General features: G+C 67.9%; 14 protein-coding genes. 12 read left to right on the top strand and 2 right to left on the bottom strand.

All coding sequences use genetic code 11. The features are described from left to right. The first annotated feature begins 3 nt into the window (after positions 1-3). On the top strand, positions 4-726 hold the full coding sequence (locus IFT63_RS01235; RefSeq protein WP_042614419.1) for a pilus assembly protein: 723 nt from the start codon (positions 4-6) through the stop codon (positions 724-726). Positions 727-755: 29 nt separating this feature from the next. Here IFT63_RS01235 and IFT63_RS01240 read toward each other — a convergent pair whose 3' ends face one another. Then, the gene (locus IFT63_RS01240; RefSeq protein WP_192082987.1) at positions 756-1,403 is read right to left on the bottom strand and encodes a hypothetical protein; all 648 of its coding nucleotides are present in this window, start codon (positions 1,401-1,403) and stop codon (positions 756-758) included. A gap of 105 nt (positions 1,404-1,508) precedes the next feature. After that, complete coding sequence (locus IFT63_RS01245; RefSeq protein ID WP_192082989.1) at positions 1,509-3,932, bottom strand: penicillin-binding protein 1A; 2,424 nt, start codon at positions 3,930-3,932, stop codon at positions 1,509-1,511. Between the two features lie 219 nt (positions 3,933-4,151). Between IFT63_RS01245 and IFT63_RS01250 the strand changes: the two genes are divergently transcribed. From IFT63_RS01250 to IFT63_RS01300, 11 genes are all read left to right on the top strand, one after another. Next, entirely contained in the window at positions 4,152-5,210 is a 1,059-nt protein-coding gene (locus tag IFT63_RS01250) for a pilus assembly protein PilM (RefSeq protein ID WP_101100965.1), read from the top strand. Next, on the top strand, positions 5,210-6,034 hold the full coding sequence (locus tag IFT63_RS01255) for a PilN domain-containing protein (protein WP_192082991.1): 825 nt from the start codon (positions 5,210-5,212) through the stop codon (positions 6,032-6,034). Before IFT63_RS01250 ends, IFT63_RS01255 begins: the two co-directional genes overlap by 1 nt. Next, on the top strand, positions 6,031-6,717 hold the full coding sequence (gene pilO, locus IFT63_RS01260) for a type 4a pilus biogenesis protein PilO (RefSeq protein ID WP_042614424.1): 687 nt from the start codon (positions 6,031-6,033) through the stop codon (positions 6,715-6,717). Before IFT63_RS01255 ends, pilO begins: the two co-directional genes overlap by 4 nt. Continuing rightward, positions 6,714-7,247 carry a pilus assembly protein PilP gene (locus IFT63_RS01265; protein ID WP_042614425.1) on the top strand — a complete coding sequence of 178 codons (534 nt, stop codon included), beginning with the start codon at positions 6,714-6,716 and terminating at the stop codon, positions 7,245-7,247. Before pilO ends, IFT63_RS01265 begins: the two co-directional genes overlap by 4 nt. A 21-nt stretch (positions 7,248-7,268) precedes the next feature. Continuing rightward, positions 7,269-9,239 (top strand): type IV pilus secretin PilQ family protein, encoded by a 1,971-nt coding sequence (locus IFT63_RS01270; RefSeq protein WP_042614426.1) that lies wholly within the window; start codon positions 7,269-7,271, stop codon positions 9,237-9,239. Positions 9,240-9,784: 545 nt separating this feature from the next. Then, the gene (locus tag IFT63_RS01275) at positions 9,785-10,804 is read left to right on the top strand and encodes a MoxR family ATPase (protein WP_192082993.1); all 1,020 of its coding nucleotides are present in this window, start codon (positions 9,785-9,787) and stop codon (positions 10,802-10,804) included. Positions 10,805-10,809: 5 nt separating this feature from the next. Beyond that, positions 10,810-11,727: a DUF58 domain-containing protein gene (locus tag IFT63_RS01280; protein ID WP_192082995.1), complete on the top strand. Its 918-nt coding sequence runs from the start codon at positions 10,810-10,812 to the stop codon at positions 11,725-11,727. Further along, the gene (locus tag IFT63_RS01285; RefSeq protein ID WP_192082997.1) at positions 11,724-12,173 is read left to right on the top strand and encodes a DUF4381 domain-containing protein; all 450 of its coding nucleotides are present in this window, start codon (positions 11,724-11,726) and stop codon (positions 12,171-12,173) included. Before IFT63_RS01280 ends, IFT63_RS01285 begins: the two co-directional genes overlap by 4 nt. Continuing rightward, positions 12,170-13,171, top strand: coding sequence for a VWA domain-containing protein (locus IFT63_RS01290; RefSeq protein WP_192083000.1), 1,002 nt, complete (start codon positions 12,170-12,172; stop codon positions 13,169-13,171). Before IFT63_RS01285 ends, IFT63_RS01290 begins: the two co-directional genes overlap by 4 nt. Next, positions 13,168-14,967, top strand: coding sequence for a VWA domain-containing protein (locus IFT63_RS01295; RefSeq protein ID WP_192083002.1), 1,800 nt, complete (start codon positions 13,168-13,170; stop codon positions 14,965-14,967). Before IFT63_RS01290 ends, IFT63_RS01295 begins: the two co-directional genes overlap by 4 nt. After that, entirely contained in the window at positions 14,964-16,670 is a 1,707-nt protein-coding gene (locus IFT63_RS01300; RefSeq protein WP_192083004.1) for a BatD family protein, read from the top strand. Before IFT63_RS01295 ends, IFT63_RS01300 begins: the two co-directional genes overlap by 4 nt. The last annotated feature ends 46 nt before the right edge of the window (positions 16,671-16,716 follow it).

Below are 16,716 nucleotides of genomic sequence, written 5' to 3' on the forward strand. Positions count from 1 at the left end.
CCAATGGAACCTTTCGTGAGAACTCGATTTTCCGGCCTTGCCCTCGCGCTGTTTCTGTCCACGCCGGCGGCGCACGCCAACCTGATCATCCATCCCATGCGTGCGTCGGTAGAGCCTGGCAAAGCAACGGTTTTCCGCGTGTATTCGCAATCCACCCAAGCGCAGTTCGTGCAGGCGTCCCTGCGCCACATCGTGGAGCCGGCCGGCGACGGGGAACACGAAGCGGACGTTGCACCCAGCCAGGCAGCCATTGCGCTGACCCCGTCCAGATTTGCCCTGGCGGGCGGGGGCAACCGCTTGATCCGGATCATTCCGCTGCAGCCGGTGCAGCAGGAGACCGCTTATCGGGTCTATTTCGAAGGTGTCCGCGCACCGGATGAGGTGGCCGTGGACGCCCCCGCGGAAGGTGCACAAGCCAGCATCGGCGTCAGCCTGGTCTGGGGGGCGCTGGTCAACGTGCTGCCCGCCGATGGCCGCGTGCAGGTGGAGCTGCGCGGCCGCACCCTGCACAACATCGGCACGCTGCGCGTGGGCATCACCAGCGTCGCCGGCTGCAGCGCGGCCGGTGCATGTGCGACCCATGAGGTATCGCGCAGCCTGTACCCGGGGGCCTCGCTGCAATTGCCGGCCGGGCTGGAGGCCGACAGCACGCTGCAACTGCGCTATCGCCTTACCGGCGACGGCTACCGTGAGCACCTGCTGACGCTGCCCCCTGCGATCGGCTGAGCTTGCCGGATCCGTTGCCCCGGGCCTGCTCAGCCCTGCGTGTCGCCTGGCGCCGGTGCGGTGTCCTGCAGCAGCTCGCGCAGGCGGGCCAGCGAGGCGCGCCGCATCGGCTTTTCGTCTACCGCTGACAGCGGCGCCTGGCGCAGGGCGTGGCAGGGCAGCACCAGCAGCTCGAAGACCACGCCATCGGCGCTGAACACCCACAACGGCGCATCGAGTACCCGTTCGCGATCCCATCGCAGGCGCCGGCTGCGTGCCTCGGCCGGGATGCCGTGCTCGTCGAGGAAACGCTGTACGGCATCCGGATCGTCTTCGTGCAGGTGCAGTTGCACGGGGCTGTGGGCATCAGCAGTGCCCTCCAGTACCGGCCCCACCAGCCGTGGTGCGAACGATTGCAGGAACTCCAGCGCGTGCAGCGCAGCTTCCCGCCGCTGCCGCAACGCATCGCTCTGGGCACTGCCGGCGAACAAGCGTTGGTGCTCGCGCAGGGCCTGCTCGATTTCAGCGTTGCGCGGCAGCGAAGCATCGTCATGGATGCCCAGCCGGATGGCGGCCTTGCGCTTGGCCTGGTGGAAATCCTGGATGCCGCCTTCGACCATCAGCCTGGCGGCTTCATGGGCCAGCCGATGACGGCGTTCACGGGTCTGGGTGGCGGTGTGTTCGCGCGCACGGTGCATGGGTTGCTCCCCCCTCTGCATGGCCTGGAACCAGCCTACACCCGCGCGGTGAAGGCCAGGTGGCGCGGCATGGAGTGCCGCGCCACCGCTCAGTGCCGAGGTCGGTCAGAAGATATCGAACGCCGCCGCATCGGCCTGCGGCGTCTGCAGGTTCAGGTCGTAGTCCTGCAAGCGGTCCATGTCCTCGACCTTGACCCACTCGGTGGCGCCGTTGAGACTGGCCTGCACCATGCCCGAGGGCGGATCGTTCTGCGCGATGGGCGTGTCCTTCAGCGCGGTGCGCATGTAGTCGATCCAGATCGGCAGCGCGGCCTTGCCGCCATATTCGCGGTAGCCCAGCGAACGGAAGTCATCGCGACCGACCCACACCGTGGTGGCGTAAGGACCGCCAAAGCCGGAGAACCAGGCATCGCGATGGTCGTTGGTCGAACCGGTCTTGCCGCCCACGTCCTCGCGGCCAAGCACCTTGGCCGCCGTGCCGGTACCGCGCTGGACCACGTCGCGCATCATCGACACCAGCTGGTAGGCCGTGCGCGCATCGATCGCACGCGGTGCTGTGCGCGCATCGGGGTTGAGCGGGGCCGGGACTTCAACCGCTGGCTGCGGCGTCGCGGCGGCGTCGGCCGGGGCCGGTGCGGCGGCAGCGCCGAAGTTGAAGCCATCCACCACCGCATTGGCCGGCTGGCCATGGCTGGTGCCTGCGCAGTCACGGCAGGCCAGGGCAGGGTTTTCCTTGAATACTTCCACGCCATCGCGGTCGGAAACCCGGTCGATCAGCCAGGTGTCGACCCGCGAGCCGCCGTTGGCGAACACGGCATAGCCACGTGCCACCGAAAGCGGGGTCAGCGAGGCGGTGCCCAGCGACATCGACAGGTTGGGCGGCAGCTCGGCTTCGGCGAAACCGAACTCGCTGATGTACTTGCGCGCATAGTCCACGCCCATGCCGTCCAGCAGCCGCACCGACACCAGGTTGCGCGACTGCACCAGTGCTTCGCGCAGGCGCATCGGGCCGCGGAAGCCGCCGCCATCGTTCTGTGGCGACCAGGTCTTGCCACGGCGGTCGCGGAACACCACCGGGGCATCGAGCACGATCGAAGCCGGGTTGTAGCCCTTGTCGAAGGCCGCTGCATAGATGAACGGCTTGAAGCTCGAGCCCGGCTGGCGACGCGCCTGGGTGGCGCGGTTGAACTTGTTGCCGGAGTAGCTGAAGCCACCCACCAGCGCCTTCAGGGCACCGCTGTTGGCATCCACCGAGACCAGCGCGGACTGACCGCGCGGGATCTGGTCGAGCAGCCACTGGCCTTCCTTCTCGCCCACGCGCACGCGCACGATGTCGCCGCGCTGCACCAGCTTGGCAGGGGTCTTGTTGGTCCAGCGCGCCGCAGCGGCGGGCAGGGTGACTTCAGTGCGGTTGGCCAGCACGGCGGTGGCGCTGCCATCGGCGGCGGTGGCGGCGATGATCGCCGGCAGCAGGCCGGACTGCGCACTGATCCCGGACAGGTGGCCGGCCAGCGTCGCCACGTCGTCGCCTGCGCCCAGCGCGACCTGCTTCTCCACGCCGTGCCAGCCATGCCGGTGGTCGTACAGCAGCAGGCCGTCACGCACCGCCAGGTTGGCCGCGGTCTGCAGCTCGGCATTGATGGTGGTGGTCACGTGGTAGCCCTTGTTGACCACGTCGCCGCCGAAGCGGGCGATCATCTCCTGGCGCACCAGTTCGGCCACGTAGGGCGCGTCGACCTGCACCGGTGGCTCGTGCACGGTGGCGTGCATCGGCACGGCCTTGGCCGCATCGGCCTCGGCCTGGCTGATGAAGCGCAGGTCGGCCATGCGCTGCAGGACGTAGTTGTCGCGGCGCTGCTGTGCGCGCTCCGGATTGGAGATGGGGTTGCCCGAAGACGGGAACTTGGGGATGCCGGCCAGCGATGCCATTTCATCCAGGTCCAGCTGGTCCAGCGACTTGCCGTAGTACAACTGCGCCGCCGCAGCCACGCCGTAGGCGCGATTGCCGAAGAAACTCTTGTTCAGGTACAGCTCGAAGATCTCGTCCTTGCTCAGTTCCGACTCGATCTTGCGGGCCAGCAGGATCTCGGCCAGCTTGCGCGTATAGCTGTATTCCGAACTCAGGAAGAACTGCCGCGCCACCTGCTGGGTGATCGTCGAACCACCGGGCACGCGGCGGTCGCTGGTGGTGGCCAGCAGCCACACCGCGCGCGCGATGCCCTTGTAATCGACCCCGCCGTGCTCGTAGAAGCGGGCGTCCTCGGTGGCCAGGAAGGCCTGCTTGAGGCGCTCGGGGACGTCCTTCATGGTGATCGGCGTGCGCCGCGTCTCGCCGAACACCGCCATCAGCTTGCCGTCGGCGGCGTAGACATACATGGGCTCCTGCATTTCCACGTCGCGCAGGGTCTGCACGTCGGGAAGCTTGGAGGAAATGGCGTAGTAGAGGCCGCCCGCAGCGGCCGCGCCAATCAACGCCAGGACCAGGAAAACGACCAGGATCCAGCGCAGCCAGCGGCGAAGGCGTGTCATCGGTGACAGATTCCGATTGCAGAATTCATGGCCGCAGAGTATAGATTACGCAAGGGGCTGGCTGGGGTCGGCTCTGGGGAGTGCAAGGGGAAGCCGCGTCACCGTGTGTCGTTCTGTGAAGAATCCTTCACGGCGGGACGGTTGCCATTTGCAAAAAAAACGTTATTAATGCGCGGGCGCAGCTATTGCGTCCAAGTGCCCATCGGCAGGGGAGAAACCGTGGGGCTCATCCCAAAAGGCCAGTCGTCGCTCATTGGCGTCGACATCAGTTCGACTGCGGTAAAGCTTTTGCAGCTTTCACGCAGTGGTAACCGTTTCCGCGTGGAACATTACGCCGTGGAACCGCTGCCGCCGAACGCCGTCGTAGAAAAGAACATCGTTGAAGTCGAGGCGGTAGGGGAGGCCATCCGTCGCGCCGTCAACCGGTCGGGCAGCAAGGTCAAGTTCGCCGCAGCAGCGGTGGCCGGCTCGGCGGTGATCACCAAGGTGATCCCGATGCCGGCCGATCTGGACGAGAACGAGATGGAGGCCCAGGTTGAACTGGAGGCCGTCAACTACATCCCGTACCCGATCGAAGAAGTGAACCTGGACTTCGAGGTGCTCGGGACCATCCCGAACAACCCGGAAATGGTCCAGGTGCTGTTGGCTGCCTCGCGTTCTGAAAACGTCGAGCTGCGCCAGTCGGCGTTGGAACTGGGCGGACTGACCGCCAAGGTGATGGACGTGGAGGCCTTCGCGGTCGAGAACGCCTTTGCCCTGGTCGCCAGCGAACTGCCGGTGTCCAGCGACGGCGTGGTCGCGCTGGTCGACATCGGCGCCACCATGACCACGCTGAACGTGTTGCGCGGGGGGCGCAGCCTGTACAGCCGTGAGCAGGTGTTCGGCGGCAAGCAGTTGACCGACGAGATCATGCGCCGTTTCGGCCTGAGCTACGAAGAAGCCGGCCTGGCCAAGCGCCAGGGTGGGCTGCCGGAAAGCTATGAAATGGAAGTGCTGGAACCGTTCAAGGAAGCGACGGTCCAGCAGATCAGCCGCCTGCTGCAGTTCTTCTATGCCGGCAGTGAATTCAACCGTGTCGACTACATCGTGCTGGCAGGCGGCTGCGCCGCGTTGACTGGCCTGCCGGAGCTGGTGGAAGAGCAGCTTGGCGTGCCGACCGTGGTGGCCAACCCGCTGGCGCAGATGACGCTGGGCCCGAAGGTGCAGGCGCACGCGCTGGCACAGGACGCCCCGGCGCTGATGATCGCCACCGGCCTGGCGATGAGGAGTTTCGACTGATGGCACGGATCAACCTGCTGCCGTGGCGTGCCGAACGTCGCAAGCAACGCCAGCGCGAGTTCTACGCAATGTTGGGCCTGGCCGCCGTCGGTGGCCTGCTGTTGTCGTTGATGGTGTGGTTCTACTACGACCGCCAGGTCAGCGGGCAGGGCGAGCGCAACACCTTCCTGCAGGCCGAGATCGACAAGGTCAAGCTGCAGAACAAGGAAATCGACCGCCTCGACGCGCAGAAGGACCGGCTGCTGGCACGCAAGGCGGTCATCGAGGAACTGCAGTCCAAGCGTTCCCAGATGGTGCACCTGTTCGATGCCCTGGTCCGCACCATCCCCGATGGCGTGGTACTGACCGCACTGAAGCAGGAAGGCGACGTACTGACCCTGGAAGGGCGCACGCAGTCCAACGCCCGCGTTTCGGCCTACATGCGCAACCTGGAGACCTCCGGCTGGATGACCAACCCGGAACTGTCGATCATCGAAGCGCGTGACCCGGAAAAGGAAAAGGAAGCCAAGACGCTGCCGCTGGCGGACGTCAGCGCGTTGCCGTACGTGTTCGTGGTGAAGGTCAAGCTGCCGGCGCAGAGCGAGGAATCCACGCTCAATCCGGATGGCTCGGTGGCCGACCCGAATGCGCCGGTTGCCGCTGATCCGGCTGCCCTGGCTCCGCTGGCCCCGGCCGACGGCGCCGCGCCTGCCGCCGCTCCTGCACCTGCAGGCAGCACGGCACCGGCCGCTCCCGCACCGCCCGCTGGCAGCCGGCTGACCCCGGCCGCCCCGCAGCAGACGCCGCCGCCGACGCCGGCCAGCGGTCAGGAGGGCTCGCCGTGAGCCAGAAGAAATTCAATATCAACGAGTTGGACTTCAACGATATCGGCAACTGGCCGCAGCAGGCCAAGGTGGTGTTCTGCGTGCTGATCGCGCTGGTCATCATGGCGGTGTCGTGGTTCGTGCTGACCAGCGGCAAGCGTGAAGAGCTCGCCACCCTGGAACGCCGTGAAACCGAGCTGCGCACCGAGTTCGAAAAGGAACAGGGGCGCGCGGTCAACCTGGAGCCGCTCAAGCAGCAGCTGGCGCAGATGGAGCAGGTGCTGCAGCAGATGCTGCGCCAGCTGCCCAGCAAGACCGAAATGCCGGACCTGATCATCGACGTTTCGCAGACCGCGTTGTCCAGCGGGCTGGTCAACGAACTGTTCGAACCCGAAGCCGAGCAGGTGCGCGAGTTCTACGCCGAAAAGCCGATCAAGCTGCGCATGGTGGGCAGTTACCACCAGTTCGGTGCCTTCGTCAGCGGCGTCGCCTCGCTGCCGCGGGTGGTCATCCTGACCATGCACGACATCAACCTGAAGCCGAAGGACCCCAAGACCGGCATCAACCCGGCTTCGATCCGTGCCGGTGCGCTGGAACTGTCCGGTACGGTCAAGACCTATCGCTACCTGGATGAGGCCGAGATGGAGCAGCAGGAAAAGGCTGCCGCCGACAAGGCTGCTGCCGAGAAGGGAGGCAAGCCATGATCCGCTCTTCCCTGCTGCGCAGCGCAGGCCTGGTGGTACTGGTGCTGCTGGCCGGTTGCGGCCGCGGCGTGACCAGCACGCCCGGCGATGCGCCCAACCTGCAGAAATGGGTGGAAGACGTGCGCGCACGTCCGGCCCCCGCGCTCGAACCGCTGCCGGTGATGCAGCAGTTCGAAACGTTTGAATATTCGGCGCAGGGCATGCGCGATCCGTTCACCGATGCCTGGTCCAATCCGCAGGGCGGCAGCGGCCTGCGTCCTGATCCGAACCGTCGCAAGGAGCCGCTGGAAGCCTTCCCGCTGGACAGCCTGGACATGGTCGGCACGATCGGGACCGGGGGTAGCACGGTGGCGGTGGTGATGGCACCTGACAAGGTGAGTTACCGCGTGCGGCCGGGCGTGTACATGGGGCAGAGCGATGGCCGGGTGACCGGGGTCTTCGAGGACCGCATCGAACTGATAGAGCTGGTGCCGGATGGCGCGGGCGGGTGGCTGGAACGGCCGGCCGCGCTCTCGCTTGAAGATCAATGATCGTTTACTGGGGATAGCACGATGACCTTTCACAATGCCAAGGGGCTGCGTCCGATCCGGCGCCCAACCTTGAACCGGATCGGCGCGCTGGGAGTCGCGTTGATGCTGGCGTGCGGCCACGCGACCGCGGCTGCGCCCACCGGCGCGCCCGCCGCCGCCGCAGCCACGCCGGTCAGCGCACCGGCGTCACTGTCGGTGTCCAAGATCGACTTCAAGCGGGGCGACGACGGCGCCGGGCGCCTGGTGCTGCAGTTCGACGGCCAGGGTGCGAACCCTGACCTGCGCAACCAGGGCGACAGCGTGGTCATCGACGTCGGCAACGCACGCCTGCCCGAGCAGCTGCAGAAGCCGCTCAACGTCACCGACTTCGCCACTCCGGTGCAGCGCATCGACGCCAAACCGTACGGCGGTGGTACCCAGCTGGTGCTGAGCACCAATTCGGCCTTCGAGTCGCTGGCGTACCAGAGCGGCAACGAGTACGTGGTGGAGATCACCCCGAAGCAGGGCATCGCCGCCACCGGTGCGATCACCACCAGCACCGTCGCCCAGGCCGCCAGTGCGGTAGCCCAGCGCGGTTACAGCGGACGTCCGGTCACGTTCAACTTCCAGGACGTGCCGGTGCGCACCGTGCTGCAGTTGATCGCCGAAGAGTCCAACCTCAACGTGGTGGCATCGGACAGCGTTGCCGGCAACGTCACCCTGCGCCTGGTCAACGTGCCGTGGGACCAGGCACTGGACATCGTGCTGCGTGCCAAGGGCCTGGACAAGCGCCGCGATGGCAGTGTGATCTGGGTCGGCCCGCAGGCCGAGCTGGCCAAGTTCGAGCAGGAAAAAGAAGACGCGCGCATCGCGATCGAGAACCGCGAAGACCTGATCACCGATTACGTGCAGATCAACTACCACAGCGCCTCGGCGATCTTCAAAGCCCTCACCGAAGCCCGCGGCATCGGCAACGGCAGCGGTGGCCAGGGCGGCGGTGGCAGTGGCAACTCGGCGCAGGAAGAAAGTGGTTTCCTGACCTCGCGTGGCCGCATCGTGGCCGATGAACGCACCAACATGCTGATGATCAGCGACATCCCGAAGAAGGTTGCGCGCATGCGTGAGCTGATCGGGGTGATCGACCGTCCGGTCGACCAGGTGCTGATCGAAAGCCGCATCGTCATCGCCACCGATACCTTTGCCCGCGAGCTGGGTGCAAAGTTCGGCGTCAGTGGCAGCCGTGACAACGTGTTCTTCAACAACACGGTTGGCAACAACGACGCCAACATCCGCGACCGTGCGACCGTGGACACGGCGTACCAGCGTGCGGTCAACGAGTGGGCGGCGGGTGGCGGCACGGGCGCGGCGCCGGTGCGTGATCCGTACACCATCACCCGCGGCCTGATGTCCAACCTGCCGGTGGCGGCGACCAGCAACCCGGCCTCGCTGGCGCTGTCGATCCTCAATGCGGGCTACCTGCTGGATGTTGAACTGTCGGCCATGCAGACCGAGTCGCGCGGCGAAGTGATCTCCAACCCGCGCGTGGTCACCACCAACCAGCGCGAAGCCCTGATCAAGCAGGGTAAGGAAATCGGCTACGTGACCATCTCCGCCGGCGGCGCCGGTGGTGGCAACCAGGCCAACGTCCAGTTCAAGGAAGTGGTGCTGGAGCTGAAGGTCACCCCGACGATCACCAACGACAACCGCGTGTTCCTGAACATGGCGGTCAAGAAGGATGAAGTCGACCAGTGGATCGAGCTGGAAGGTTACGGCACCGTGCCGTCGATCAACCGTCGCGAAGTCAACACCGCGGTCCTGGTGGAAGACGGGCAGACGGTGGTGATCGGTGGTGTGTACGAGTTCACCGACCGCAACAGCATCAGCAAGGTGCCGTTCCTGGGTGACGTGCCGTTCCTGGGCAACCTGTTCAAGAAGCGCAGCCGCAACAAGGACAAGGCCGAACTGCTGGTGTTCGTGACCCCGAAGGTCCTGCGCGTCGCCAAGGGCAAGTAACGGGTTGGGGTGCCGGGCCTGCGGCCCGGGGTCCGCGTCATCGCATTCGCGCTGCCGCTCCCACGGTTTGCTCCGCAAATCATGGGCCCCTTCTCACCAGCACCCACACCCCGCCGCTTCGCGCCCGCCCCTGACTCAGGGGCTCCCTCCACCAGACAGGTCCATTGGGCCCTGGTAGCGCCGACGCATGGTCGGCGGAATGTTGCCGCCAACGGCCCGCTGCGCTCGCCGACCATGGGTCGGCGCTACCGCTTTTCTTTTTCTTCATTACGCGTGTGGCGGCCCCCGGGACCTGTCCGGGCGACGGGTGGGTGGGGTTGGCAGGACGCTGAGCCGCATGGATGTGGCGATGCAGCCTACAGGGATGTACTTGCGGCGTGTCCTGCCAACCCCACCCACCCGGCGCCAAACATGCAGACTGCTCCAAGCAGCCACCCGCGAGGGGTCCCACCGCTCGATCCACTGTTCATCCAATCTTGATCACATTCATGACCGACCCCTGCGATGATGGGGAACCGGAATCCACCGGTGCTGGTCCAAGCACGATGAATCAGATCCCTGCCGTTCCCCCCACCCTCACCGCAGGCAGCAATGCCTCGCGCCTGCACGATGACTTCCAGGCCCTGCGCGCTGCGCTGTCCAGTGAGATCGTCGGGCAAGCTGAACTGGTCGAACGCCTGCTGATCGCGTTGCTGGCCGATGGCCACCTGCTGGTCGAAGGGGCGCCGGGGCTGGCCAAGACCACCGCCATTCGCGCGCTGGCCAGCCGGTTGGACGCCGATTTTTCCCGCGTGCAGTTCACCCCCGACTTGCTGCCAGCCGACCTCACCGGTACCGAAATCTGGCGCCCGCAGGAAGGCCGCTTCGAGTTCGTGCCCGGCCCGATCTTCCATCCCATCCTGCTGGCCGACGAGATCAACCGCGCCCCGGCCAAAGTGCAGTCCGCGCTGCTGGAAGCGATGGGCGAACGCCAGGTCACCGTCGGTCGCCACACCTACGCGCTGCCACCATTGTTCCTGGTCATGGCGACCCAGAACCCGATCGAACAGGAGGGCACGTTCCCGTTGCCGGAGGCGCAGCTGGATCGTTTCCTGATGTATGTCCGTATCGGTTATCCCGACGAAGGCGCCGAAACCGAAATCCTGCGGCTGGCGCGCGAACGCGCGCGCGGCGCGCTCGACGCTGCCCCGGAACCGCCGCGCCGGATGCCGCTGGAAGATGTCCACCAGGCGCGTCGGGAAGTGCTGGACCTGCACATGGCGCCGCCGTTGGAACGTTATCTGGTGGAACTGGTGCTGGCCTCGCGCCAGCCCGCCCGCTACGACGCCGCGCTGGCGCGGCGCATTGCGTGGGGCGCCAGCCCGCGTGGCTCGATCGCGCTGGAGCGTTGCGCGCGCGCGCGGGCCTGGTTGGCCGGGCGCGACTTCGTGACCCCCGACGATGTGCGCGCGATCGCCGCCGATGTATTGCGCCACCGCGTGCTGCCCAGCTACGAGGCGCTGGCCGAAGGCTGGGATGGCGAACGGCTGGTGCAGGAGCTGTTGGCCAAGGTGCCGGCCCCCTGACCGCGATGGCCGTTGATTCCCCCGATCTGCTGCACGGCGATGGCCTGGTTCCCACCCTCGCTGAACTGGTGGCCCTGCGCGGCACGGCGGTCCGTCCGCCGGCGCCGAAGCGTGGGCGCATCGGGCAGGCCGGCCAGGCGCCATCGCCGCTGCGCGGGCGTGGCATGGAGTATGCCGAATCACGCGAATATGTTGCCGGCGATGACGCGCGGCATATCGACTGGCGGGTGACCGCACGCAGTGGCCGCACCCATACCAAGTTGTTCCAGGCCGAACGCGAGCGGGTCACGCTGATCGTCGCCGATACCGATCCGGCGCTGTACTTCGGCACGCGTACCCGTTTCAAATCGGTGCAGGCCGCACGCGTGGGCGCGGTGGCGGCGTGGTCGGCGCAGCGTCGCGGTGACCGCATCGCGGCGCTGCGCGGCAGCCTCCACGAAGCACCGATTCCGCCAGCCGGCGGAACCCGTGGCGTGCTGCGCGTGCTCGATGCACTGAGCCGCTGGTACGCCGCGCCACAGGCCGAGGATGCCGGGCTGGAGCACGCGCTGCAGCAGGCCACGCGCGTGCTGCGGCCGGGCGCGCGCCTGCTGGTGCTGGCCGACCCGCTACGCGCCGCTGCGGTTCCGCTGGCGCGCTGGTCCGGGCTCGCCCTGCATCACCAGGTGGACGTGTTGTTGCTGGTGGATCCGCTGGAGCTGCAGCCGCCCACCGAAGCACTCGATTTCCTCGCCGAACAGCGTCGCGTGCGGGTCGACCTGCGCAGCCCGCAGGTGCGCGCGCACTGGCAGGACCACTTCGCTACGCCGCTGCAACAGTTGCAGGACAGCATGGCCACGCGCCGGGTGACGACCCATGTGATCTCAACCGATGCCCCAAGCAGTGGCTGGCTGGCCCCTGCAGTGCGTGAGGTTGTGGCATGAGCACGAACCTGCCCCTGCGTGATGTGCACCTGCCACCGGCGCCCAGTCTGTGGCCTCCGGCGCCCGGCTGGTGGTTGATCGCCGCCGCGGTGCTGCTGCTGGTGGCGATACCCGTGCTGCTGCGCGCACGCCGGCTTCGCCGCGAACGGGCCTGGCAGCGGCAGTTCGATGCAGAGCTGCAGGCGGCGGGCGAAGGCCCCCTGCGGCTTGCCGCGCTGGTGGAGCTGCTGCGCCGCGCCGCCCGCGAAAACCGCGCCGGCAGCGAGCTGCTGCAGGGTGAGGCGTGGTTGCAGGTGCTTGATCCCGGAAGCACGCTTGCGCCGGCGCTACGCGACCTGCTGCTGCAGGGCGCCTACCAGCCCGCCATCGATGCAGCGCAGCTGGCAACGCTGGAAGGTTGGGCGCGCACGCGGCATGTGGCGCTGCTGCGGGAGTCTTCCCGATGACCCTTCCCGCTTGGCCGTGGCCGGACCTGCTGCTGGCGTGGCCGTGGGCGCTGCTTGCGCTGCCGTTGCCGTGGTTGATGCGCTGGTGGCCACGCCGCGTGGCAGCGGAAGGCGCCGCGCTGCGCGTGCCGTGGTCGGCACGGCAACTGCAGGAAATCGCCGGTGGCAGCGGCCGCGACGGCGCACGCGTCCATCGCCTGCTGCTGTGGTTGGCATGGTGCTGCCTGTGCGTGGCGCTGGCTCGTCCGCAGCTGCTCGGTGAAGCGGTGAGTCCGCCCACCCAGGCACGTCAGCTGATGCTGGCCATGGACGTGTCCGGCAGCATGGGCGAGCCGGACATGGTGCTCGGCCGGCAGGTGGTGGAGCGGCTGGTTGCTGCCAAGGCGGTGCTGGCTGATTTCCTCGATCGTCGTGCCGGCGATCGCGTGGGCCTGCTGGTATTCGGCGACCGCGCCTATGCGCTGACACCAATCACCGCCGACCTGGCCAGCGTGCGCGAACAACTGGGCGATGCGGTAGTCGGTTTGGCCGGCCGCGAGACGGCCATCGGTGATGCGATCGCGCTGGCGGTGAAGCGCCTGCGAGACCAGCCCGAAGGGCAGCGCGTGCTGATCCTGCTCACCGATGGCGTCAGCAATGCCGGCGTGCTGTCACCGCTGCGCGCGGCCGATCTGGCGGCCACCGAGCAGGTGCGGGTCTACCCGGTGGCCTTCGGCGGGGATGGCGGCATGAAGCTGTTCGGCATGGACCTCGGCCAAGGTCAGGATCCCGTGGACGAGGCCACCCTGCGGCAGATCGCCGAGCGCACCGGCGGGCGCTTCTTCCGCGCGCGTGATACCGCCGAACTGGCCGGCATCTATGCCGAACTGGATCGGCTGGAACCGGTGACCGCCAAGGGGCCCGCCCTGCGGCCGCGTAACGAAGTCTATTTCTGGGCACTTGGAGTGGCGATGCTGCTGGGTGCATTGGCTTGGCTGTGGCCGGGGCGTCGGTCATGAACCTGGACCTGCATTCTGCGCTGCACTGGGCCCGTCCGCAGCTGCTGTGGGCGTTGTGTGTGCTGCCGTTGATCGCGCTGTGGGCGTGGCGCCGCGGGCGTGATGCCGGACGCTGGCAGCAGGCGGTGGATCCCCACCTGTTGCCGCACCTGCTGCAGGCCAGCGGCAAGGGGGCACGGCGCTGGCCGTGGGCGGTGCTGCTGGGTTGGACGCTGGCCGTGCTGGCACTGGCGGGCCCCGGCTGGAAGCAGCAGGCCCAGCCGCTGTTGCAACCGCAGTCACCGCTGGTGGTGGTGCTGGATCTGTCCACCCGCATCACCGCTACCGATCTGCCACCGTCGCGGCTGCTGCAGGCAAGGGCCAAGCTGGCCAGCCTGCTGCAGCAACGCGAAGGCGGCCAACTGGCGCTGGTGGTGTATGCCGACGATGCCTACACCGTGGCCCCGCTCACTGATGACGTGGCCAACATCGGCTTGTACCTGGATGCGTTGTCGCCGCAGGTGATGCCGGCCGATGGCCAGCGCACCGACCGCGCGCTGGACTGGGCCACCCAGCTGCTGCAACGCAGTGGCCTGCGCGCCGGCCAGGTGCTTCTGCTGACCGACAGCGCCGACGCGGCCGCCATCGAATCCGCGCGGCAGGCGCGCAGCCAGGGCGTGCAGGTATCGGTGATCGGGCTGGGTACCGCGGCCGGCGCGGCCTACCGGGACACCCGTGGCCAGATTGCCAACGCCGCGCTGGACGAAGCCAGCCTGCGCCGCCTGGCCGATGCCGGTGGCGGGCGCTACCAGCGTCTGGCCAGCGATACGGCCGACCTGCGTGCACTGGAGCTGCTGCGCGCCGACCGTTCGGTGGGCGAAAGCGAGCATGGCACCGTGCGCCAGTGGCTGGACCAGGGCTATTGGCTGCTGCCGCCGCTGATGCTGCTTGCCTTGCTGGCATTCCGGCGGCGCAGCGCGGTGCTGTCGGTGCTGCTGCTTATCGGCGGTGTCGGGCTGCAGCCAGCGCCCGTGCTGGCGCAGGGCGCACCCTCGGCCAAGCCGCAGGCCGGTGCCCGTTCCAGCCTCTGGCTGCGCGATGACCAGCGCCGCCAGCAGCAACTGGAGCAGGGCGTGCAGGCTTACCACGCCGGCGATTTCGACACCGCGGTGCGCACGTTTGAAGGCGTCCAGACGGCCGAAGGCTGGTACAACCTCGGCAATGCGCGTGCGCGCCAGGGCGACCTCGATGGCGCCGTGCAGGCCTACGACCATGCCTTGAGCCAGCGCCCGGGAATGCCCGATGCCGTGGCCAACCGGGCGGTCGTCGATGCCGCGCGCAAGCGCAAGCCACCACCTTCGCCGAAGGACGGAAAGTCCCCGTCATCGCAAGGCGGAAAGAGCAAGCCGCCACCACAAGGCCAGGGCCAGGCGCAGCCGCCATCGTCCGGCCAGCCGTCGTCTACCGGCAAGGGGGCCCCGAAGCCGGGCGATCCTGCCGAGCCGCCGCCGCCAGCGGGCGCGCCATCAGACAAGCCGGGACAGGGCCAGGCGCCGCAGCCGCCCCCTGTCGATCCGCAGGCCCAGGCGCGCGCCGACGCAGAACAGCGCCAGCGCATGCAGCAGGCGGTGCAGCAGGGCCAACAGGACAAACAGGGCAAGCAGCCCGCACAGCGCAGTGATGGCCGTACACCGCAGCAGCGCGAACAGCAGCAAGCCGTTGAAGCCTGGATGCGGCGCGTGCCGGACCGGCCGGGCGACCTGCTGCGCGCCAAGTTCCAGCTGGAAAACGAACGCAGGAAACAGGAAGGACCATGACACGCACCGCCTCCACATCGGCCATTGCGCGCCTGCTGGCGTGGCTGCTCGCCGTCGTGCTGTGCATGCCGCACGTGGCATCGGCACAGACCCGGGCATGGCTGGATCGCGCCCAGGTTTCCCTTGGCGACACGGTCACCTTGAACATCCAGTCCGATTCGGCCGCCGCGCCGGTGCTGACCCCGCTGGGCGCGGATTTCGAGCTCAGCAACCAGACCCGCAGCCGCCAGGTCGAGTGGATCAACGGGCGCATGCAGACGCGCACGCTGCACGGTGTGGCACTGTCGCCCCGGCGCAGCGGCACGCTGGTGGTGCCGCCGCTGCAGGTCGGCCAGGTGTTCACCGAGCCGCTGCAGCTGCAGGTCGCTGCGGCGGCCCCGGCGCGCAACGATGGCAGCGCGCTGGCCTTCATCGAAACGGAAGTGGATGACAGCAGCCCTTACGTGCAGCAGAGCGTGGGCGTGGTGGTGCGGTTGTTCTACGCCGCGCAGCTGGCGTCTGGTTCACTGGTGCTGGATACCCCCGAAGGGGCATCGCTGCAGGTGATCGGCCAGGACCGCACCGATGTGCGCGAGGTCAATGGACGACGCTACAACGTGGCCGAGCGGCGCTATCTGTTGATCCCCGAACGCAGCGGACCGCTGCGGGTGGCCGGTGCACGCTTCGATGGCCGCACGGCCGGCAGTTTCTTCGACGATTTCTTCGGCGGGCGCGGTGATGGCCGGCTGCGTGCGGCAGCGGCCGACCAGACCCTGCAGGTGCAGGCGCAACCGGTCGATGCGCCGCAGCCGTGGCTGCCACTGCACGACCTGCGCCTGCGTTACACGCTGGCCCCGGACCGGGCGCGCGCCGGTGAAGCGGCCACGCTGGAGATCGAAGGGATCGCGGTGGGAGCAACCCGGGCCCAGTTCACCGACCTGCCGGTGCCCGATGTCGGCAGCGATGCCCAGGTATTCGCCGAGCCGGCGCAGTACGACGAAACCTTCAGCGGTGGCTCACCCCAGCTGAAGATCACCCGACGCTATTCCATCGTGCCGCGCGCGGCCGGGACGCTGGAAGTGCCCGGCATCCAGATGCGCTGGTGGGACGTGAAAGCCGGGCAGGCGCGCAGCAGTGGCGTGCCCGCCTTGACGTTGGCGGTCGCCGCCGCCAGCGGCGGGGCGGCCCAGCCGACGCCGCCGGTGCAGGCGCTGGATACCGATGCCGCGCTGCCCGGTGGCGAGGTTGCCGCGCCTTCGCCCCCCGCAGGCGCCAGCACGGGCCAACCGCTGGGCTGGATGGCGCTGGCAGCGGGCTTGCTGGTGTTGTGGTTGCTGACCCTGTGGTGGGGCATGCGCCGGGGTCGCGCCCACCGCGCGGCGCCGGACGGGCATGCGCCGACGCCGCCGGGCGCCCCCTTGCAGGGAACCCCACGCATCGCCGACCTGCGTCGCGCCCTTGACGCCGAAAGCTTTGCCGAGGTGGCAGCGATGTTGTGCGCGATGGCGGGTGTGTCGCGTCTGGAACTGGTGCAGGCAAAATTGGGCGATGAGCGTCAGCGCCAAGCGCTGCAGGCCTTGCAGAAAGCGCGCTGGGCCGGCGATGGTGACCTTCCGGATGTGCGCAGGGAGCTGAAACAAGCGTTCCATGACGGACCGCACTGGTCGGCGCCGGTAACCTCGACGCAGACTGGACTGCCGCCGCTGTACCCGCCACCGCCGTGATCGGCAAGACGGGGGCGCGGGGCGCTTTGCTACAGTGGCCCTCATT

This window comes from Stenotrophomonas sp. CFBP 13724, assembly GCF_014841975.1.
GTDB classification, from domain to species: Bacteria; Pseudomonadota; Gammaproteobacteria; order Xanthomonadales; family Xanthomonadaceae; genus Stenotrophomonas; species Stenotrophomonas lacuserhaii.